17 protein-coding genes are annotated in these 21,573 nt (G+C 35.9%); 5 read left to right on the top strand and 12 right to left on the bottom strand.

Annotated features, from left to right (window positions below):
• Positions 1 to 29: 29 nt before the first annotated feature.
• Entirely contained in the window at positions 30 to 803 is a 774-nt protein-coding gene (locus tag BUE24_RS21540) for a hypothetical protein (RefSeq protein WP_084549650.1), read from the top strand.
• Between the two features lie 95 nt (positions 804 to 898).
• Here the strand turns inward: BUE24_RS21540 and BUE24_RS21535 are convergent, their stop codons facing one another.
• Positions 899 to 2,527 carry an amidohydrolase gene (locus BUE24_RS21535; RefSeq protein ID WP_073321120.1) on the bottom strand — a complete coding sequence of 543 codons (1,629 nt, stop codon included), beginning with the start codon at positions 2,525 to 2,527 and terminating at the stop codon, positions 899 to 901.
• Positions 2,528 to 2,910: 383 nt separating this feature from the next.
• Here BUE24_RS21535 and BUE24_RS21530 point away from each other — a divergent pair, with 383 nt between their 5' ends.
• Entirely contained in the window at positions 2,911 to 3,801 is an 891-nt protein-coding gene (locus tag BUE24_RS21530) for a hypothetical protein (RefSeq protein WP_073321117.1), read from the top strand.
• Between the two features lie 49 nt (positions 3,802 to 3,850).
• On the opposite strand, the gene BUE24_RS21525 is transcribed toward BUE24_RS21530, so the two are convergent.
• The gene (locus tag BUE24_RS21525) at positions 3,851 to 4,624 is read right to left on the bottom strand and encodes a LytR/AlgR family response regulator transcription factor (RefSeq protein WP_073321114.1); all 774 of its coding nucleotides are present in this window, start codon (positions 4,622 to 4,624) and stop codon (positions 3,851 to 3,853) included.
• Positions 4,624 to 5,646, bottom strand: a complete 1,023-nt coding sequence (locus BUE24_RS21520; RefSeq protein WP_073321111.1) for a sensor histidine kinase — start codon at positions 5,644 to 5,646, stop codon at positions 4,624 to 4,626. The genes BUE24_RS21525 and BUE24_RS21520 overlap by 1 nt, the downstream gene beginning before the upstream one ends.
• 230 nt (positions 5,647 to 5,876) lie before the next feature.
• Between BUE24_RS21520 and BUE24_RS21515 the strand changes: the two genes are divergently transcribed.
• Together BUE24_RS21515 and BUE24_RS21510 are read left to right on the top strand one after the other, a co-directional pair.
• Entirely contained in the window at positions 5,877 to 7,076 is a 1,200-nt protein-coding gene (locus tag BUE24_RS21515; RefSeq protein WP_139242079.1) for a hypothetical protein, read from the top strand.
• Between the two features lie 118 nt (positions 7,077 to 7,194).
• Positions 7,195 to 8,211 carry a YaaC family protein gene (locus BUE24_RS21510; RefSeq protein WP_073321084.1) on the top strand — a complete coding sequence of 339 codons (1,017 nt, stop codon included), beginning with the start codon at positions 7,195 to 7,197 and terminating at the stop codon, positions 8,209 to 8,211.
• 51 nt (positions 8,212 to 8,262) lie between these two features.
• On the opposite strand, the gene BUE24_RS21505 is transcribed toward BUE24_RS21510, so the two are convergent.
• The 7 genes from BUE24_RS21505 to BUE24_RS21480 all read right to left on the bottom strand — a co-directional run bounded on the left by BUE24_RS21505 (position 8,263) and on the right by BUE24_RS21480 (position 17,146).
• Complete coding sequence (locus tag BUE24_RS21505; RefSeq protein ID WP_073321081.1) at positions 8,263 to 10,056, bottom strand: DUF885 domain-containing protein; 1,794 nt, start codon at positions 10,054 to 10,056, stop codon at positions 8,263 to 8,265.
• Positions 10,057 to 10,089: 33 nt separating this feature from the next.
• On the bottom strand, positions 10,090 to 10,692 hold the full coding sequence (locus BUE24_RS21500; RefSeq protein WP_073321078.1) for a hypothetical protein: 603 nt from the start codon (positions 10,690 to 10,692) through the stop codon (positions 10,090 to 10,092).
• Between the two features lie 22 nt (positions 10,693 to 10,714).
• On the bottom strand, positions 10,715 to 10,858 hold the full coding sequence (locus BUE24_RS24110; RefSeq protein ID WP_170864654.1) for a hypothetical protein: 144 nt from the start codon (positions 10,856 to 10,858) through the stop codon (positions 10,715 to 10,717).
• 134 nt (positions 10,859 to 10,992) lie between these two features.
• A complete protein-coding gene (locus BUE24_RS21495; protein ID WP_073321075.1) occupies positions 10,993 to 11,301 on the bottom strand; it encodes a hypothetical protein in 309 nt (102 codons plus the stop codon).
• A 174-nt stretch (positions 11,302 to 11,475) separates the two neighbouring features.
• On the bottom strand, positions 11,476 to 12,288 hold the full coding sequence (locus BUE24_RS21490) for a M23 family metallopeptidase (RefSeq protein WP_073321072.1): 813 nt from the start codon (positions 12,286 to 12,288) through the stop codon (positions 11,476 to 11,478).
• Between the two features lie 70 nt (positions 12,289 to 12,358).
• Entirely contained in the window at positions 12,359 to 14,101 is a 1,743-nt protein-coding gene (locus BUE24_RS21485) for a TonB-dependent receptor (protein ID WP_073321069.1), read from the bottom strand.
• A gap of 27 nt (positions 14,102 to 14,128) precedes the next feature.
• On the bottom strand, positions 14,129 to 17,146 hold the full coding sequence (locus tag BUE24_RS21480; protein WP_073321066.1) for a tetratricopeptide repeat protein: 3,018 nt from the start codon (positions 17,144 to 17,146) through the stop codon (positions 14,129 to 14,131).
• Positions 17,147 to 17,450: 304 nt separating this feature from the next.
• Here BUE24_RS21480 and BUE24_RS21475 point away from each other — a divergent pair, with 304 nt between their 5' ends.
• The gene (locus BUE24_RS21475; protein ID WP_073321064.1) at positions 17,451 to 18,134 is read left to right on the top strand and encodes a cell division ATP-binding protein FtsE; all 684 of its coding nucleotides are present in this window, start codon (positions 17,451 to 17,453) and stop codon (positions 18,132 to 18,134) included.
• A 936-nt stretch (positions 18,135 to 19,070) separates the two neighbouring features.
• On the opposite strand, the gene typA is transcribed toward BUE24_RS21475, so the two are convergent.
• Together typA and BUE24_RS21465 are read right to left on the bottom strand one after the other, a co-directional pair.
• Complete coding sequence (gene typA, locus BUE24_RS21470; RefSeq protein WP_073321062.1) at positions 19,071 to 20,870, bottom strand: translational GTPase TypA; 1,800 nt, start codon at positions 20,868 to 20,870, stop codon at positions 19,071 to 19,073.
• Positions 20,871 to 21,011: 141 nt separating this feature from the next.
• Positions 21,012 to 21,548 (bottom strand): DUF3575 domain-containing protein, encoded by a 537-nt coding sequence (locus BUE24_RS21465; protein ID WP_073321060.1) that lies wholly within the window; start codon positions 21,546 to 21,548, stop codon positions 21,012 to 21,014.
• Positions 21,549 to 21,573 lie beyond the last annotated feature (25 nt).

Genomic DNA, 21,573 nt, shown 5'->3' with positions numbered 1-21,573 from the left:
AACCAAAGTATTAACTAAAACTAAGTCTCGTGCAAATCACAAAGCTTTTAGCATATCTATTATTTTCTTCTTTTATTTTAATTAGTTGTTCTGATGATGATGACAATACCTCTCTAGAAACCGCTGCGATACCTGCTAGCAACCAGCAACCTTTAGGTAGTTCTGCTAATGATTTATTGAGTAGTACCAACTTTAATAGTTTGACTGTAGAAATGGTTTCTGTACAAGGTTTTGAACCTACGACCACAGCTGTTAATGCTTTTAGACAGTTTCTTGAAGAACGACTATTTAAGCCTGATGGTATTGTAATTAATCAGCGTTCTGTACCTTCTTCAAATCAAGCTCCTTTTACTATACAAGAAATTGCGGCCATAGAGGCCAACACAAGATCTATATTTAATGCAGGTGACGAAATCACGGTGTACGTGTATTTTGCCGATGGTGGAAACGAAGAAGACAGCAACCAACAAGTCACTTTGGGATCTGCTTATCGAAATACATCTATGGTTATTTATGAAGGGACATTGAGGCAGTTAAGTACTCGTCCAGGTGCTCCTCTGTTAAGTAGTATAGAAACAGCTACACTCAATCATGAATTTGCACACCTTATGGGACTGGTCAATATAGGTACTCCTTTACAATCTGCTCATGAAGATGCGGAAAATAGTGGTCATTGCAATGTAGAGAGTTGCTTGATGGAAGCTGCTATCGAATTTGGTAGTGGTATGATGGGATTGGGAGATGAGATACCAGTACTTGATCCACTTTGCATTGCCGATCTAAGAGCTAATGGAGGTCGATAACACATAGACATTCAATATCTAAATACATCATATAAAACAAAAAGCTAGAAACAATCGGTTGTTTCTAGCTTTTTGTTCATGCAAATGTACAGCTCCTATTTGCTATACACTTCCTCTCCGTTGAGATAAGTTGCTTTTACTTCTATATTGGGTATTTTATCTTCTTCAACTTCCATAATATTCTCTTCAAGAATTACAAAATCAGCAAATTTACCTTTGGTAATACTTCCTTTTTCGTTTTCCTCAAAATTACTATATGCTGCCCATAATGTCATTCCTTTTAGGGTTTCTTCTCTTGTAAGTGCATCTTCTTTCTGGAATCCACCTTCGGGATATTGTTTTAGATCTTTTCTGGCCACTGCAGCATAAAAAGTATAGAACGGACTCACATTTTCTACCGGATAATCTGTTCCTAAGGCAATCGTTCCTGTTTTTTCCAGTAGTTTCTTATAGGCATACGCTCCTTTGATCCGTTCTTCTCCCAAGCGCTCGTCTGCCCAGTACATATCACTTGTAGCATGGGTCGGTTGCACACTCATCACTAGGTTATTATTTAGTATCTCAAATTCTTCGGGTGCTACCACTTGTGCGTGCTCTACTCGCCATCTACGATCGGATTTTCCTTTTAATTCATTATAATAAGTTTTCATCACCACTGCATTGGCAGAGTCACCGATGGCGTGGGTATTCATCTGAAAAGGAGAGTCTGCTAATCTTTTAGCCAAAGCTTTAAAATCTTCTACCCCAATAACCATTGCTCCATGATGATCATGCTTATCACTATAGGGTAGTTTCAGGACTGCTCCTCTGGATCCCAAAGCTCCATCTGCATATACTTTAAAAGAGGACACATTCAACCGGTCTGTTTTATGAACTCCATTTTTCAAGTAGTAATCTACATATTCTGGCACATTACTAACCATAGTATACATTCTGATTTTTAATTCTCCAGCTTTTTGTAAACTATCAATGATCGAAATCACTTCTGGGCTTAACCCTGCGTCATCAACTGTAGTTAATCCAAATTTAAAGTTAATCTTTTCGGCATCTTTTAAGGCTTGAACCTGTTCTGCAACAGTTGGTTTTGGAACGACCTTATCAACCATTTTCATTGGGGTGTCTACTAGTACTCCAGTAGGTTTCCCATCTTTTAAAATTACTTCTCCTCCTGGCACCTTTGTCGCTTCAGTTATCCCAGCCATATTCAATGCTTTTTGATTGACCAGCATTGCATGTCCATCTACTCTACGTACAGCAACCGGTGTGTCTGGGAAAAGACTATCTAATTTCTCTTTGGTAGGAAACTCTTGTACTTCCCAATCGTTTTGATCCCATCCACGACCTGTGATGAAAGAAACATTTTTTTGTTTTTGAAATGATACTATGCGATCCAAAACCTCATCATAGCTTTTGGTCCCTACCAAATCCACTTTCTGCTGCTGCATCCCTAGTCCATAAAAATGACAATGCGCATCGATAAGACCAGGAAGGATAGTTTTTCCCGCAGCATCTACAGTTTTGGTGGATGTATAGGTATACAAAATTTCCTCAGTACTACCAACAGCAACAAATTTACCATCTTTGATCGCAAAGGCCTGGGCTTTGCTAGCACTTTCATCTACTGTATATACATTTGCATTAGTAACTACCAAGTCCACCTCTATTGGTTGTTGACAAGAAATGAAGAGTAAGGTACTAACACCTAAAAAAAGAATCTTTTTCATAATTGAGTTGAGTTGTGATTTTCGAGGCTAAAAATAGGGATAAGCAATAATTGACATCGTTAAGGTTTTCTTAATTAAAATCATGCTACTATCTTACATCTAAGTGATCCTCAACAAACTTTCTCCTGCAAAAACATAGGCCATTTATTAGATTTTTGATCAAAAAAATAAAAGCAAAACAATGTATTAAACAACGTATAAACCTCACCCAATCCGTACAAATACGGTATTAAAAATCAAGTATTTATGGTCTTGTCCGATTTTCATTGGCACGATACTTTTGAGAACACAAATTATCTCTATTTGTGGAGCTCAGAAACCACTTAAAAACAACGAGGCGCAATCCGAAAAGCCAAAAGAGTAGGAAGTAAATACTTAAAACCATGGCATGTAGAACAGCAAAAGTACAACGCGTTGCCGACAAAACGGTAAAGGCAAAAGAACAAATCGAGAAATTGGAAGCAATGATTATCGCACAAGAAGGAGCACACAAAGAGCGCTTTTTTTCTGAAATTGAAAGTCATTTATCCGATGCACAAATTACAGACCCTCGAGAAATTGACTACAATTCTGCTATTAAAACAGAATATACCAGCCAGTTTAGTTTGGATAAAATCGCAGAAGTGGTTACCTCCTCTCTCAAAGCTGCTATCAAAGCAATGGATCCAACGGTAGTACAACCTGCAACTAGTCCAGAGGCTATCGAGGCTTATGTAGATGTAGTAAACACGGTGGCACAGGCTGCTAAATCCTCATCACAATCGGCCACTAGTTTATCATTTTCTATGAACCGACTATCTCCTGGAGTATTTGCATTTTTATATGCTTCTTCGACCAATATTGAAGACAACGAAACGTTTGGAAACGAAGCCGTAACCACCACAGCCATATATTATCGGGTGATACAGAGTATAGATGATATCAAACATCAGGCAAAATTTGATGCTGCATTGATTAACAAAAGGAATTACCTACATATGAAGACTTTGCAAGCGGCACTTACAGACGAATTGGGAGAAGGTAAAATCGATATCAACACCTGGATGGAACTGGACAGACAATATTCGGAAGCTGTAGCTAGATTAAAAGCTAGACTTAGCGAAGATCAGTTGAAAGAAGCCCAACAACTAGTTGCTGCCAAAAATGGACTAGCATCGGCTATCCCTAACGAAGAGTTGGTACGCAACGCCATTGAAAAAATATCCAAAATGGGAGCAACTCATGCCGTAGCTTTAGAAAAATCCAAAGAACGTATTGCGAATGCCTATTTTTAAATCAATAATACACATAAAGCTTAGCGGTTACGATGATAGCTGCTAAGTTTTATGTTTCATTCAGAATAAGTTTTATGTACCTCGACCGCTCTGGACTTAAACAAATTTCTTCGTGAAACTGAGGTTGTAGTGTTATCCTTAACTGTCCAGGTTTTGTGGTCTGTAATTCTTTTATGGCATCAATATGTACTAAAACTTGTCGGTTCAATCGAATGCATATTTTAGGATCCAAAATATGCTGCAATTGATGTAAAGAATAATCCAATACAAAGGACCTCCCATCAAAAAGTTGGGCAAAAACTAATTTATCCCTGTAGAAGTATGCAATTTCATTTATAGTAACAGGTATCATATTCTGACCGGACTTCAATAAAAAACGTTCTCTGTATTTCTTTCCATAATGTCCCCTAACATTTTGTGCCAGATCTATACTCTTAATCCCCAATTCATCATCAGGCTGAATACTGGTTTTAAAAAACTTGTTTAGCGCATTTTCGAGATCGTCTTTTACAATAGGTTTTAGCAAATAATCAATTCCTGTAGTTTTAAATGCCTGAATCGCATATTGATCATATGCCGTTACAAAAATGATAGGAACTTCGATTTCTATCTCTTGAAGAATATCAAAAGATAACCCATCCGACAATTGAATATCCATAAAAATCAAATCAGGAGAAGGGTTTGTGGTAAACCAAGATATCGCATCTTCTACAGAAGCTATCGATGTGATTATTCTGATATCACTGGTAATCTGCCCCAGAGTTTTTATAAAATGATCCCTTGCTACGGTTTCATCTTCTATAAGTACAGCGTTAAGCTTCATTATTCACTTTTTAATAAAGGGATGGATACTTCAAATTCTTCGGTATTCTCAATCACTATGACTTCTTGATTCGAAAGAAAACCATATCGTTTTTTGATGTTGTCCAGACCTGTTCCTGTAGTTTTTGACAAACGTTTGGGGTTCGTATTATTTTTTATGGTAAAATAATCCTCAGAAACTTCAAAACCAATAGTCAAAGGATAATGTTCATCTATCCTGTTATGCTTGATTGCATTTTCGACCAATTGCTGCAAAACCAGAGGAGGTACATTTTTTTGTTTGAGCATTTCAACATCCACATCAATATCGATACTTAACGCACTTTTATATCGCAATTCTAGTAATCCCAAATATTGTTTTACCATTTGATATTCTTGAGATATAGGAATCAATGCCTGATCATTATACTGCAAAATGTAACGATATACCGATGATATATTTTCTAAAAACTGCCGAGCTAATGTCGTATTCTCATCGATTAAATAATATAATGTATTAAAATTATTGAACATAAAATGAGGATCCAATTGATTTTTAAGGATCGCCAAATTTGCTTTTACTATTTCTCTCTTAAATTCTTCATTCTCTAATTGCGATAAGTAATATTGGTTTTTCCAGTTAGACGCAATAAGAATTAAGCTGATTATTGCTGAAATAGCCAAACCTATAAAAGCTGCAAAAACCATATGCTGTAGCATAGGAACCTCGCTATGCAATACAAAATGATCTAACCATTTGTAAAAATAAAACAAGACGGTATATACTGTTGTTCCAAAAACTACACTTCCCAAAAAAATCAAAACATTATTTAATTTTCTGGTCCACACTCTTTGTTGAAATTGAACAATCGATTCAAAACAGAGATATATCAAAAACAGTTTTAGTATCAAAAAAGCAGGATTAAAACCAGGAGGTTCTCTAAACATGGAACCAATAGCAATAATCCCAAACATTACCACACCTATGGTTACTACAATTGCTAGTTTCCAAATTACGGGTAATCTGGGTGATTGTACAGTCATATCGTCATTTTAGGTATATAAAAATAGCTAATCAATACTAATTCCCAACTTCTTTTAGAGCCATAACAGCGACAATTCGGAGCACTTTTTTTGTCTTCATCAGGTAAATATCTAATCTCACACTTTAAAAACACCTCTTCAGATAGCTATAATCTTTACTCATGGTTTTCTACAAAAAAGCGATTGGTAAACTCTCTAATTTTGATTCATCAATCAAAAAAACACATCTTATGAAAAAAATATATGTCATTGTATTTATCCTCTCACTATTATTCCCCATATCTGGTCATACTCAAAACAAAATCAATCTTTCGGATTACAGTTTTGAAATTGATGAGTTGTCTGAAGAAAAATTCATCACTTTTACCAAGAAAGAACTAGAAAACAGTCAATTTGTATTTGTAGGAGAGCAACATGGCATCAAAGAAGTAGGTGCGTTTACGAATTTCCTATTCGACCAAGCACAATCTTATGAGTACAAAACATTATGTATTGAAACCGATGCTATTGCAGCAAAAAAGATCAAGGCAATGGCATCCGCAAAAGCTCCTATTGATAAGGCAAAAAATCTAGATAGGGAGTTTCCATATAGCATACCATTTTACAACAATGAAAATGACTATAACCTATTTACTAATGTTGTAACAAAGGGAGGAGATATCTGGGGAATTGACCAGACTTTTATGGTTCAGTTTCGTTTAAACTTTGATTACTTGAGTCAAACTACTCAGAATAAAGCCTTAAAAAACAAAGTAGAAGAACTCAAGGAAAAAGCGGATATCGCATACAAACAAGCCGTAGCACAAAAGGACTACACCGCACCTTACATTTTTCAATACGATAAGGCTACCCATGATCATTTATTATCTCTTACCGATGATCCAAATGAAATTGAGATTATCAAGCAACTTTGGAAAACTAAAGAAATCTATGCCTACAACACCATTACCAAAGAGTATTACAAGAATAACAACGAAAGAGGGCTATTAATGAAGCAAAACTTTGCTCGTTACTATAAAGAAGCCCAAAAAACAATACCAACGCCTAAGGTAATTTTTAAACTGGGAGCGAATCACGCTGCCAAAGGGCTAACTCGAACCAATATCTATGATATCTCTAATCTAGCAAGCGAACTGGCCATTATGAACAACATGCATTCGATTCATTTTGTGGTTATGGGAATCACAGGAACTGCTGCCACTGGCAACCCATTTGCCCCTTCATCTTCGGTGCCTTTTGATAATACAAAACAGTTTCCCAAAGAAATACAAGAGCTCATACCCTCTATTACAAAAAAATACTTTGTTTTAAACTTAGCGCCCTTGAGAGAACATGCATATTCAAATTTCTCTGAAGGATTCAAAAAAACCATGTTTAGGTATGATATATTGGTTTTGATAAAAGATGCAGAAGCCTTTAAAGGGTTTTAACCATCTACACAGTATTAATTCAAGATGAAAACTCTTTCTATGTTGATTAGAAAGAGTTTCTTTATTCTTATTGGCAAAAAACTAGTAGCTTTACAAAACAGTTGAGCCAGCTTAAAAAATGACAGAATTAAAAGAAAAATATGGGTTTCCTTTGTTTACTAAGGAAACCAATCTTGTTTATTTAGGACACGAAAGAAAATTAATCATCTCTGATGTTTGGGCATTTTGGGATTATGTGATTAAAAAGAAAAACATCGATAAAAAGTTTTTGCTTTCTCTATTAGAACAGGCCAAAAACTTCTACAATGCGGCAGAAAGTGCTCCCCTCAATACCAAACCCTTATTATTTTACTATTCGTTTCTCAATCTATCCAAGATTGTTCTGAATCTGGAACATAATTATGGGCAGCACATTCATTACCTCCATGGTATTAGCGAGCGTAATAACAATTCTTTTCGTCGAAGCGGGGTAACTTTGCAACCTATTGAAAAAGATAAAATCAAGGTAGCTTCAGAATTGTATCGATTATTTAATGGAGTTACCATTGACACCAATACCACAATCAACCTAAAGAACCTGTTATCACACTGTGTAGGAATTCATAGAGCCTATAGTGAGATCTATCGCGTTTCAGAATCCTTTTGCAAACTATCCAATGTGCTATATTTTAAAGATGGTAAAGAAATAGGGATCAAAGCCAAAGTGCAATGTGATGGTAGAGATATTACTTCATTAAAAAAATTAGGATATCATATTGAAAAGGAAGAAGGTATTCCATATTTAATCGAATCACTAAATATTGATAAATACAGCCCTACCCGACAGGATTATTATGCCCTATCCCAACAACTTATTCATAAAGGAGTTTGGTACTATGTGGGTGACGATGGGTACAAAATGTATATCTCAAAACAGAAGCAACACCGATACCCTACTGAGATGATTATTTATTGGACCATCTTCTATTTAGGCTCAATCACCCGATATCGCCCTAACTTATTCAAAGAAATATTTAATGATATGGAGCAGTGGTTAATGAGTGAATTTTTAACCACGCAGCCCAAGCAATTTTTGTATTTAACAACGGCCAAAATGCTAGGGCAAAAAGTACTTAAAGCATACACTAGTTTTTAAACAAAAAAAGGCGCCTGATTTCAAGCGCCTTTATTATTTCATAAGATCTTTTTATTTACTTTTAGCAATCCAGCTATTGATTTTATCCTCTAACAAAGCAAGAGGCACACATCCGGTTTCTAACACTTCATTGTGAAATTGACGGATATCAAACTTATCTCCTAATTCCTTTTCGGCTTTGGCTCTAAGTTCTCTAATCTTTAATTGCCCTATTTTGTACGATAAAGCTTGTCCTGGGTTGGCCATATATCGTTCTATTTCAGAAATGATTCCAGCTTCAGACTCAGCCTCATTATCCAGAGAATATTGAATGGCTTGTTCTCTGGTCCACCCTTTTGAATGCAATCCTGTATCCACCACCAAACGGATAGCACGATGCATCTCTGCTCCAAGCATTCCAAAGTACTGATAAGGATCGGTATATAAGCCTAGTTCTTTCCCTAAAGATTCACTATATAATGCCCAACCTTCACCATAACCACTGTACCACAATGTTTTTCTAAATTTTGGTAATTCTTCACTTTCCTGAGTTAAGGAAATTTGATAGTGGTGTCCTGGTATAGCTTCATGTAAAAACAGAGACTCATCACTATACGTATTGTATTTGGTTACGTCTGGAATCGGAGTATAAAAAATACCTGGTCGCGTACCATCCAGAGAACCTGGATTATATTCTGCACTAGCCGATTTTTCACGAAAAGCTTCCGTACGACGTACCTCAAAAGGAGTTTTAGGCTTTACATCAAACAACTTTTCTATCTGTGGTTTCATACGATCATGAATCGCATTAAAATTATCAATTACCTGTTGTGGTTCTGTAAAAGGCATTAGCTCCTTTTTGTTACGTACGTGATTAAAGAATGATTTTAAATCACCAGTGTACCCCACCTGCTCTTTTATTTTTTCCATTTCGGATAAAATTCGAGCTACCTCAGACAATCCCAATTCATGAATTTGGTCTGCGGTCATATTGGTAGTAGTGTACAACTTAATTTGATAATCATAATATTCTTTTCCTCCGGGGATATCAGCAATACCAGAGCTTGCTCTACCCGCATCCAGATAGTCTGCACTCATAAACTTATGCAGAGAAGTATACGCAGGAATGATTTTCTCAGAAACCATTTTACCATATGCTTCGGTAAGTTGCTTCTTATCTTCTTCAGAAAATTCCTCAGGAAAATTCTTAACCGGTGCATAAAACAAATGCTTATCCAGATCATTCACCGTCAATGCTTCTAGTTGCGGAAGTACTTTTACAATCAAAGACTTTGGGAGCACATACCCTTGTTGCATTCCCTCTTTCATTTTTTCTTCTGCAGATTGCATCCATGCCAAATACCCTTCTAAACGTTGTAGCCAATTGTTGTAATCTTCTACAGTTTTAAAAGGTTGTGCACTGGCTCCACTGGCCAATTGTCCCGCCATTAAATTAATCGACCACATTTGATCGATAGGAAAATATTCCTTCTTATAGTTAAAAGCATCAAGATTAATATCACATTCCCATTTCAAAATGGCCTTCGTCATTTTTTCACTATCCGAAAGTGAAGCATTATCGAACTGAGCCAGTTGTTCTTTGTATTTGGTGTAATATGCTTTTACTTTATTTACGGTTTCGTCGGCTAGCGGATTCGGAAACTGGTCATTAAAACGATTATCTCCTGCAAAAGTAGCTTGCACAGGGTTAAGAATTAAACCTTCTTCGTAGTAATTGTCTAGCATTTCATTAAACGCTTTACTTACATCCGCTTTTGGTGCTGTGGTCTCGGTAACTGTCTTTTCCTTCTTACAAGCACCAACTGTAACTGCCATGAGTGCAATTACCAGTGTTTTTTTGATCATATCTGTTTGTTTTGGTGTACTCTATATCTCTAATTATCGATTTACCTCATATATTTCTTCAGAAGTAAACATTTCAATTAGTTCTTGTTTTGATAATCCGTAGCTAAACTCGCCATAATTCTCTGGTTTATCAATTTTATAAATCCCAGTCTTCTTCTCTATTTCGTATTCGTTGGGCACTACCCGAATACTGTCGGTAGAAACGTTTACTACTTTAAGAGATGAATAATATCCACTTTCAGTTTTATACTCATAGATATCTCCAACTTTTGGAGCACCAATATACTCAAGATTTTTCTTATCATTTTCTTTACTCGAATAAATTCCCCACGCGATCAAAAAAGAAATCAATACCAGCCCCGAGAATTGCCAGATATGTGGCTTTACGTCCATCTTTAGGTTTTTATACTCCCGTTTTATTTCCTCAGGCATTTGTTTAACCTTCATGGTATGCTGACAATGTTGACATTGTGAAGTCCCTGTTTTTCCATATGGAAAAAGAGGTATCCAAAAAATATGGACATGTCTGCTAAAAACACTGATGATAGTAGACCCTTGGGTTTTACAACTTGGGCATACTGCTGTTTTGGATTGTGTAGATCGTAAATGCGCTGCTTTCCATCCGTAAATAATCATATTGAATCGGTTTAGTTAGTTATTAATTTGGAAGAAACGAAAAAGGAGTCCTTCTTTCGTACTCTGCTACAATTGATGTATTCCAAAATTCTTCTGATATCAAGAACTGAACGATTAATTCGTTCTGCTTTACTCCATTTTTCATTTGATATATTGTGTGTGTCATCACCAAATGAAATATTACCTCTTATTTTAATTTTTATACGAATCCAAGAGGTATGATTATTCAAATATCAGTAAACCTGAACAGGGAAGAAAATAAGAATGACCTAAAACTATGACTTTATACTATGAAAAGAGTTAGAACACCATGACTTTTCTGCACAAGCTTTTAAAGCCATAAACAAAGCGTTCGAGAGCGAAAGAATATAATAGTACATTTATGACCAATCCCCCTAAAATACCATACAAACCATTTACAAAACCATTATATCCCAAACCATTTGTAGGGAGATTAAGTATAGGGTGTAATTTCATTAAAAAAGTCGTGGTCGGTGTAAAAACCAAGGTTTCTTGTTCGTAAGCATTATGAAGTAAACTACAAACCCCAGTGAGAATAAACAACAAAGCAAAAAGAGTGAACCAAGTATTTAAATTGATATTTTTCATCTTACATATAGCGTTATAAGGTTTAAACATTGATAAACCTCAATTAGATACTGCAAGATATCTTGGTTTATCCGCACTTAAAACGCCATAAACAATGAAATTAAAACACCCAAAAACAGGGGTATAGCGTATTGAGAACTCATGTTCTAGTAAGTAGATATCCTACTTTGTTTCTCAATAGTCTCGAGTATATTGTTCTTTTTCAATAAGCTGAATCGCTTGTTTACCTTTACCGGTTAAGAATTTTGTTTTTAAGGTAACTCGTTCTTTTAACCGTTGAAAGAAAACTACAAAATGAAGATGTGGTCCCGTGGCCCAACCTACATCACCACTGTATCCTATAAATTGTCCTTGTTTGATCTTATCTCCTACTTTTACCACGGATCCATTTTTCTTGATATGAGTATACTCTGCAAAAGTGCCATCGCTATGATATACCAAAATATAATTATTGAATTTGGCACAGTCTTGAGTTGTACATCTTTTTTCATAACTCTGTTGTACCTCTATCACCACCGCATCTCGTGCGGCATGAATCTTGGCACTCATAGGCATTTTGAAGTCCAAAGCATATTCATTTTGGTGAGAAATAGCCCCATTATATCCTTGTGAAAGCCAAAACGTTTTTCCTTTGGCAAAAGGTAAATGATACTCAAAATCTTTATCGTAGGTGTTGAGTGTATGATCTCCGTGATTATATGCCGATTCGAATCCCAATTTTAAGGGTTTTCTTCGATCTACAACATTGAGCTCGGTAATGATATGCTTTTTAGTTTGGGCAGGTACTACAAAAACCTTATTATTTCCATTTGAAGAAGTGAGGTTTTCTAACCTGAAGTTCATCTTTGCAGATACTGGGCTATACTCGTCATTATCGGCAAGTATTATAAATCCGCTTTCAGTCTCTTCATAGTAGAGTTTAAAGTTTTTTTGAGCTATTGCAGTATATGAAAACAACGCAACCAAGAGAAACACCATGATTTTCATAGGACGAAATTTTCTTTAAGATAACAAAAATTATACCTAATCTAGTTGTATTCAACTAAAGGACTCTGTACTAGTAGTCAAATTTATACGTGACACCACCTAAAAACTGTATTCCCTGCACCGGGAAATTTACCCAGCGTTCGTAGTTTTCTCCTATCAGATTATTTCCTTTTACAAACAAAGACAATCGATCGTTCAATCGATATCCAACATTTACATTGGCATCAAAATAGCTATCTAGTGTAACTGTTGCTAATGGTAAAGTTGGAACCGCGGTTACGGTATTATCGATATCCTGTCGCTCTCCTACATAAAATAGTTGCGCACCCAAAAACCATTGTTTATTGATCTGGTAATCTAATAATACCGAAGCTTCTACTTCAGGTAGATTCCATGCCTCTTGTTCATCCTCTGTATCGTAGTTAAAATAGGTAGCGGATGCTCCTAAGGTGAACTTTTTGTTGATTTCAAACTTAAGTTCTCCATAAGCCGATAAGGTAGTTACATCATCGTATCGATATGAAAATGAATTACCATAATCATATCCTTCTAAAGCAATAAAAGCCCTTGGGTTATGTACAAAAAGTGGTTTTTCATCCTCTGAAAGATAACTTCCTTTAACATTATAACTAACAACATCAGATATCTTTCCTTTCAATCCAAAATAAGCATCGTATAATCTATTGGTTTGTTCTATAAGTAAGGTAGGCGAAACAAAAGGATTAGCCTGCACTGCATCTCTATAACTATTCTGCTCTAAATCTCCCTCTAGACCTCCATAAGCAATAAGTCCATCATCTATCACTCTATATGAAGCCGTTATTTTTGGATAAATAAAGAAATCATTATCGCTGTTTTCGGTATCGATACTATAAAATACCGCAGCCCCCAGATTAACTGTAAGATTATCCTTAAGTATGGCCAGACTTGGGTTTACTCCCAGATTAAGAATCCCATATGTATTCGGAAGTTGTAATGCCGGATCGAATTCCCGATCAAAACTACCAGTTAGGTAATCTACTATAAAGTTGGTATTAATCAGAGAATCTCCTGCTTCAAACTCAAACGAAGGTTTTGCCACTACATGATGTTCTGTAGAACTTAGTCCATCTCCAAAAAATCGATATTTGAGGGTTGCTTTCTTAAAATACAAATCATCAAACTGTACTTTACCACCTAGTTTTATACCAAAATAGTTCTGTTGTGGATCTATAGCTGCTATCTCTTCAGGAGTAAGCACAGGTGTTTCTGGTAATCCATACCAGTTGTACAACTGATGTTCTGCTCCAAACTCTAGTCCATAGGTATAGTCTCTGTTTCTCGAGGTATAATTAAGATCCAAAGAGGTATTATAAAATTTATCATCGAGTTCCACGTCTTCAATTCCTCCTTGAGAAGAATTATGATGCAAATACAGTCCTATATTATCCGATCTATTGATTTGAAAATTACTATAGAACTCAGCGAGTACTGAAGTAAAGTTTCCGAAGCCTAAAGTGGCATAATTATCAAATATTTTGATAGGTTTTGGCCGATCTATATTTGCTGCTCTACCTTTGGCTGGTGTATAAGTAGAAGCTACAGGTACCGAAAAAATACTATATCGAATAGGTTTCTTTTGTTGGGTTACCGAATCATTTAACTCTGGATTCGATTTAATTTTGAAAGCATCACTTATCGTTGGCGTATACGCTTTTACAATAACCACCCTTTCGGTTTCAAGATCTTCCTTTTCTTTCTCTTGTGCTACAACCATAGCACTTATCATACAAATACAGATAAAAAGAAATACGTTTTTAAAATATGGAATCATAAACTACAAATCGTTTTACAACTAGGATTACTGTTCGGTTTGGATGGATGAATTAGTTTTTGCCTCTTCAGCTTTGATTTTTTTAAGCTCCTCTGTAGCTTCTTCGACCACATCGGGATAATCTGCAAAATTTTTGATTACGCTTTCCAGGATATAGGTAGCTTGATAGGCATCTTTAAGTCCATAAAAGTTCTTTGCCATAAGAACCAAACCTTTAGATCCATAAAGTCGGTATCCAGGGTAATCTTTCGCTAGTTTTTGGATGGTTACGTTAGAGTTTTTATAATCAGCATTCAAATTTTTGAAATACGCATCATAATACAGTGATTCTGCTGCAAGTTCTCCCTTTGCTATTTTTCGAACTTCTTTATACGCTTTTTGTGCGCGTACCAAATCATTGGTTTGTAAGGCGGCTCTTGCGGTAAATATTTTTGCATCGCTCTTGACGTCATTCTCAATTTTTGGGTTCGCCAATACCTTATCGGCATATTCGATTGTCTTTTGATAATTGAGCAACTGATAGTTAGACTTCATCAAATTAGACTGTGCAAAAACAATGTTTTGAGGAAAATCTGCATCCTGTTCTAGTCGTTCTAATATAGGAATGGCTTTTTCGTAGCTTCTATTCTCAAGATGCACCTGTGATAACCGAGCTAAAGCTTGTTCTGTAAACTCAGTTCGATCGCTTTGCAAAACAAATTCGTAATGCGGAATCGAAGCATCTTTATCCCCTCTTTTGAAAAGTAGCTGCGCCAAGTAGAAATTACTCTTTAACGCATGTATACCGTTAGGAAATTCATTTAAATATTTTTCAAACCCATTGATAGCCGCGCTTTCGTTATTTTCTAAAAACTGTTTTTCGGCTGCTTCGTAAGAAGTGTTATCCAGGTCAGCATCGGTAACGCTCACAAAACTTAATCCCTTTACCCAAGAAGCATACTCATCGGTTCTGCCAAGGTCTACATAAATCAATCTTGCTGTGTTTACTGCTTGTACTGCTTCTGCAGATCCCGGATAATCGGCCACAACTCTTTTAAATTTAGACAATGCGCTATTGCCTTTGTCTCCATTATAAAACACCAGCCCTTGTTTTAACAATGCTTTTGGCACATACGAACTTCTTGGTATTTCTCTTATCAAACGATCATATGCTTGGATACCACGATCAATTTTGTTTTCTGCGATGTACACATCTCCTAACGCAAACATAGCGTCGTCACGATAGGTTGATCTAGTATACTGAAGCAAGAACATTTCCAGATCTTTAATCTTTTGATTGTTCTTATTTACAAAACCATAGCTTATGGCCTTTTGATAGTGCGCATAGTCTGCATCAGGCCCATTGGCTTTAATGGCTTTGTTATAAGCTTCCATAGCTGGCCAATACTTACTGGAAATAAAATGACTATCTCCTAACCTCAAAAAAGTATCGGTTTGTCGAAGTTCGTCGGCACTATCATTATTCGAATAGGCTTCAAAATGTTTTGCGGCCTGGGGGTATTGTTTTAATTTAAAATAGGTGTATCCAAGATTATAATCTAATTGCTCATATTCGGATATCGTAGATCCCCCTGTACTGTTCTCAAACTCCTTAAAACCAATAAGTGCTTCATCAAAATCATTTAATAAATAAGCACTCTCTGCTTTCCAGTAGATCGCTCTGGCTTCAAATTTTGGATGCACGGGTTGTTTTAAAGATTTATCGAAATAGATGATGGCTTCGTTATAGTCGTTTTCTCCATATAATTCTATAGCTCTATAGAATGCTACCTTCTGATATACCTCTTTATCGGCAAAGTTCCGACTTCCTTCCAGAAGATCCATCGCTTCTTTATAATTCTTGGAAGTGATATAAGAACTTATTAGAAGTTCTTTCATTTCCTCTTCATATTCGGTATTAGGATACTGATCCAAAAAATTAAGCAATACACTAGGAGTACTCTCATAAGAGTTACCAATATCGTAACTTAGTTTCCCATAGTTATACATGGCATCTTCCTTTATCTTGGCATCAAAATCCATTTCTGAAGCATTCTTAAAAGCATTCAATGCCTGTTGCTTGTGATCTGTATTAAGATATGATTCGGCTAGATGATAATATGCATTCTGAGCGGTAGCATTGCGACCATCGACAATCTTATTGAATTCTGAAATGGCACTTGCATAATCTCCATTTTTATAATATACATATCCCAGGTAGTAATAATCTGTGTTGTTCCACTTTCCTTTACGACCTCTGTATTCTTTTAGATACGGAATCGCCTTTTGGTACTCACCCAAATTAAAATAACTTTCCCCTATAATTTTGTTTAATTCTGATCTTTCCGAAGGCTTGGATTTTGGGAGCTGCGCTAATCCTTCTCGTATTGCTTCTTCAAAATTACCCGACTTGAAATTCATATCACTCTGAAAGTACGAGAGATTCTTATTATACTCATTCAAATCTTTTACCTCATCAAACAACCGATCCGCTTCTTGATAGTTATCTCCTTCATAGGCAATAAAACCCAGATAATATTTGGCCTTAGCCCCATACTCTGGCGAATCTTGTACTCTACTTAAGAATTTTTTAGCTTCATTAAATCTTTGAATTTTGAAATAGGCATATCCATTATTAAAATTAAACCTTTCTTTTTCTTTACGACTTAGATTTCCTTCATCTACCTTTTCATACCATTTTCTTGCATACGCATATTTCCCATTATCAAAATAATAATTCGCAGCATCCAGATATGCCGAATTGCGCTTGATACTAGTGGGATATTTGATCACAAACTCTTCAAGGAGTTGATCCGCATCTCTTTGATTAAGCCATACTGCACAATTCGCAATATAATAGGTACAGTCAGCATCAATATTTTCATCATCCACCATATCTCTTACCTTATCAAAAAGATTTTGGGCGGCAAGAAATTGTCGATTATTATATAATTCAAGTGCTTGATTATAGAGCACCAGCTCATTGGTGTAAATGGCAGACTGTTGTGCAGATGTTAGTGCAGACAGGCCAATCACAAAAAGCATCGAAATGATGTATTTGTTCATCGAATTAGGTATTACAATCAAAAAGGTAAATATCGTTTCCCGCGAATAAATTTTGTGTTAAAGATAGCCTAATCTTCATACTAATAACGAAAGAATTTGGAGATAATTACACTAGGAATCGACAAATATGAATTATAGTAGTTTTAAATAGTGGATAAAAAAATGACATCCTATAAAATAAGAATCCCCAAAAACGGGTTATATCACAAAACTGAAGTAAAAATCTAAGGTTGAACCTGGCCATTTTATCCGAAAACTTTTTACTTTTACCAATCAAGTCTTAATAAATTCAGAATCATTCATTATGTCCAATACGGTATTACACCTTAAAGATGCTTCCATCTATCAACGTGAAAATCTAATTCTCTCTGATGTAAATGTTGAAGTAAACAAAGGAGATTTTGTGTATCTAATTGGAAAAACAGGAACTGGAAAAAGTAGTTTCATGAAAACGCTTTATGGAGACTTACCTCTGTTGGAGGGAGAAGGAAGCATTGTAGATTTTGATCTTTCTACGCTACAAGAAAAGCAAATTCCATTTCTACGTAGAAAATTGGGGATTGTATTTCAGGATTTTAAATTACTTAACGATAGGACTGTAAAAGGAAATCTTTTGTTTGTTCTTAAAGCTACCGGATGGACTGATGAAAAAGCCATGGACAGCAAAATTGATGATGTTCTGGATAAAGTGGGTATGAAAACCAAGGACTTTAAATATCCTTATCAACTCTCTGGAGGAGAACAACAACGTGTTGCTATTGCCAGAGCATTGCTTAATGATCCAGAATTGATATTGGCAGACGAGCCTACGGGGAATTTGGACCCACAAACTTCAGTCGAGGTTATGGAAGTCTTACAGGATATCAATAAAAATGGAAATACCATTTTGATGGCCACACATGATTATGCTTTATTACTAAAGTACCCTTCTAAAACGTTGAAATGCGATGGCAATAAAGTTTTTGAAGTTGTACAACGAAAAGGATAATTTCTACGTCTTTTCAAGCCTCAGTATTTTCTTACAAATCCATAGGTTTTATGTAAAAACCACACTTCAAAATATGTGAAACCGTCGTTTTCTGTGTATTTTGTCGTACAAAAAATGTATTTTACCGATAATTTATTGTTTTTTACAAGTTGCACCCCGGAGTTGTTTCTTACATTTGTATTGTAATTGAAATGAATGTTATGGCAATTCGCCCCAAAATATAGAATTAGCCCCAAACAGTGCCCCAAAACACTGAATTAGCCCCCAGATTCATACCCCAATTTACCCCAAAATATCGATTCTAAATCCCGAGTACCCCCCTCGGGATTTTTTACTTTATATCCCCCATCATTTCATAATTATAAAGTAATGACTATAATTTGGCAAATGTTAAATACTTCAATATTGTGGTAACATTTTATCCAAAAACACACTTATAAATAAAGAATGGCACGCTATTCTTTGGGGGACATTTTTAATAACAAAAAAACAGGCTTATGAAATCACTCTACACTATCCATCTATTTAGTTTCAAAAAATTATGGAATTTCTTGAAGGAATTGCCAAGTGCATCCAGTAATGCAATTCACCGATAATTGGATATTTTAAAAACAAAAAGAAGCGTATCTCTATCAACCATTCGGTTTGAGAATAGATTCTTAAAGTTTCTATAAAAGTTTCAATTTTAAAAACTTTGGCCCGATTACTGTACTCTATTTTTTGAAGAGTTTTAGTTCTTCAAACAAGTACATAGGGATTAATTAAAAGGGAAAGGATATGAAAGTTTTTATTGGAATTATGACGATTGACTTAACAGCGCTAAAGAGCTTTTTAAGACAATTGCCCGGAGCTAGCAGATACGCAATGAGAAGGTAATGTGTGAAGCCTTCTTTTGTAACAAAAACCCCAGTAAATACTGGGGTTTTTATATGATAGTTATATTGCTTTATTTCTTTTTCGCTCTACTTCGGTAAGCAAGATTTTTCGCAATCGTAAATGGTTTGGCGTTACCTCTACATATTCATCCTTTTGGATATATTCTAGAGCCTCCTCCAAAGAGAATTTGATCGCGGGTACAATCTTTGCTTTATCATCTGCTCCTGCAGAACGTACGTTGGATAATTTTTTGGTCTTAGTAACATTTACCGTCATATCATCTCCACGCGAATTTTCACCGATAACCTGTCCTTCATATATATCTTCTCCCGGATCGATAAAAAACTTACCTCTTTCCTGTAATTTATCAATAGAATATGGGATTGCAGTTCCTTTTTCCATAGATACCAAAGAACCATTAATACGTCCAGGAATATCTCCTTTTACGGGTTGGTATTCTTTAAAACGGTGTGCCATAATTGCTTCACCAGCCGTAGCAGTCAACAATTGATTACGCAAACCTATGATCCCTCTAGACGGAATTAAAAATTCACAAACCATACGTTCACCTTTGGCTTCCATACTTAGCATTTCTCCTTTACGAAGAGAAACCATTTCTACCGCTTTACCTGATACATGTTCTGGCAAGTCGATGGTAAGCTCTTCTATTGGCTCACATTTCTGTCCATCAATTTCTTTAATGATTACCTGTGGCTGACCGATTTGTAGTTCATACCCTTCTCTTCTCATCGTCTCGATAAGTACCGACAAGTGTAAAACTCCTCTACCAAAAACCATAAACTTATCTGCACTATCTGTTTCTTGAACTCTAAGTGCCAGGTTTTTTTCTAATTCTTTCTCAAGACGTTCTTTGATATGTCTGGAGGTTACGAACTTTCCATCTTTCCCAAAGAAAGGAGAATCATTGATCGTAAACAACATACTCATTGTAGGTTCATCGATTGCAATGGTTTTCAAACCTTCTGGGTTTTCTAAATCTGCAACAGTATCACCAATCTCAAAACCTTCTAATCCTACCAATGCACAGATATCTCCAGCTTCGATCTTTTCTACTTTTCTTCTTCCTAAACCTTCAAAAGTATGTAACTCTTTGATTTTGGATTTTATTACCGATCCATCTCTTTTTACCAAAGAAACTCTCATCCCTTCGGTCAACTCACCTCTCTGCAAACGGCCAATTGCGATTCGCCCAGTAAACGAAGAAAAGTCTAACGAAGTAATCAACATTTGTGTAGTACCTTCTTCAATTTTTGGAGATGGGATATGTTCGATCACCATATCCAATAAAGGTTCTATATTGCTGGTTTCGTTTTTCCAGTCATCACTCATCCAGTTGTTCTTTGCAGAACCATAAACCGTTGGGAAATCCAACTGCCACTCTTCTGCTCCTAATTCGAACATGAGATCAAACACCTTTTCATGCACCTCATCTGGAGTACAGTTTTCTTTATCTACTTTATTGACAACCACACATGGTTTTAATCCCAGGTCAATTGCCTTTTGTAGTACAAATCGAGTTTGCGGCATCGGACCTTCAAAAGCATCAACCAGCAACAACACACCATCTGCCATATTAAGTACTCGCTCTACCTCTCCTCCAAAATCGGCGTGACCCGGAGTATCAATAATATTGATTTTGGTTCCTTTATAGGTAACCGACACGTTTTTTGAGGTAATAGTGATCCCTCTTTCACGTTCCAGATCGTTATTATCCAAAATCAGATCTCCAGTGTTTTCGTTTTCACGAAACAATTGACAATGGTACATGATCTTGTCTACCAAGGTTGTTTTACCGTGGTCTACGTGTGCAATGATTGCAATATTTTTTATAGCTGACATAAACGCCTCATTTTTAAGGCTGCAAAGGTACAAGATATTTTTAGAGTTTGTATACGAAAATCCAATTAATAAAAAAGCTTTATGCTCAGTCGTTTAAAACCAAACATAAAGCTTCTATATTTTTAAAATTATAATATCGATTTATCTACCAAAAGCCCACCCCAGTCTGAAACCAACAATTGGTGCTACAAAAGAGTCGCTATCACTAAAGGTATACCCTAATCCTAATTCTAAACCGAGATTAAACCCAGAGTTGTATGTGCGCTGAAAACCCCATACAGGCCCTACTTGACCGATATAATCTGTATCACTTTCCAAATCCCCAATAATTGGATCACCGCTAGCCAAAAAAGTGGTGAGTGCTACATAATTCCCAGAGTTCCCTGAGGTATTCTTACCCTTACTTGCTCTTTTTTCGAAATTATAATAGTAGCGATAGGCTCCCTCAAAGTTTAAGAAAACCCCATAATCTTCATCATCATTTACCTTTACATAGGCTAACCCTGTTCCTAATCTAAAATCAAGCGTGGAATTTTTGGATACTCCAACCTCGTATTCCAAACCAGGTGTTAACAATAAGTTTACTTTAAATAGTTGTTTTTCTACCCCCACTGTAGAATTTTGAGCAGACAAGAAAATAGTGCTCAATAAAAAAATTGCTGTGATTGTTTTTTTCATAAGAGTGTTTTTGTTTTGATGCTTT

This window comes from Aquimarina spongiae (genome assembly GCF_900141785.1).
Taxonomy (GTDB): domain Bacteria; phylum Bacteroidota; class Bacteroidia; order Flavobacteriales; family Flavobacteriaceae; genus Aquimarina; species Aquimarina spongiae.
Note: the sequence above shows the minus strand (reverse complement) of the source record. Positions and strands in the feature narration are given on the sequence as shown.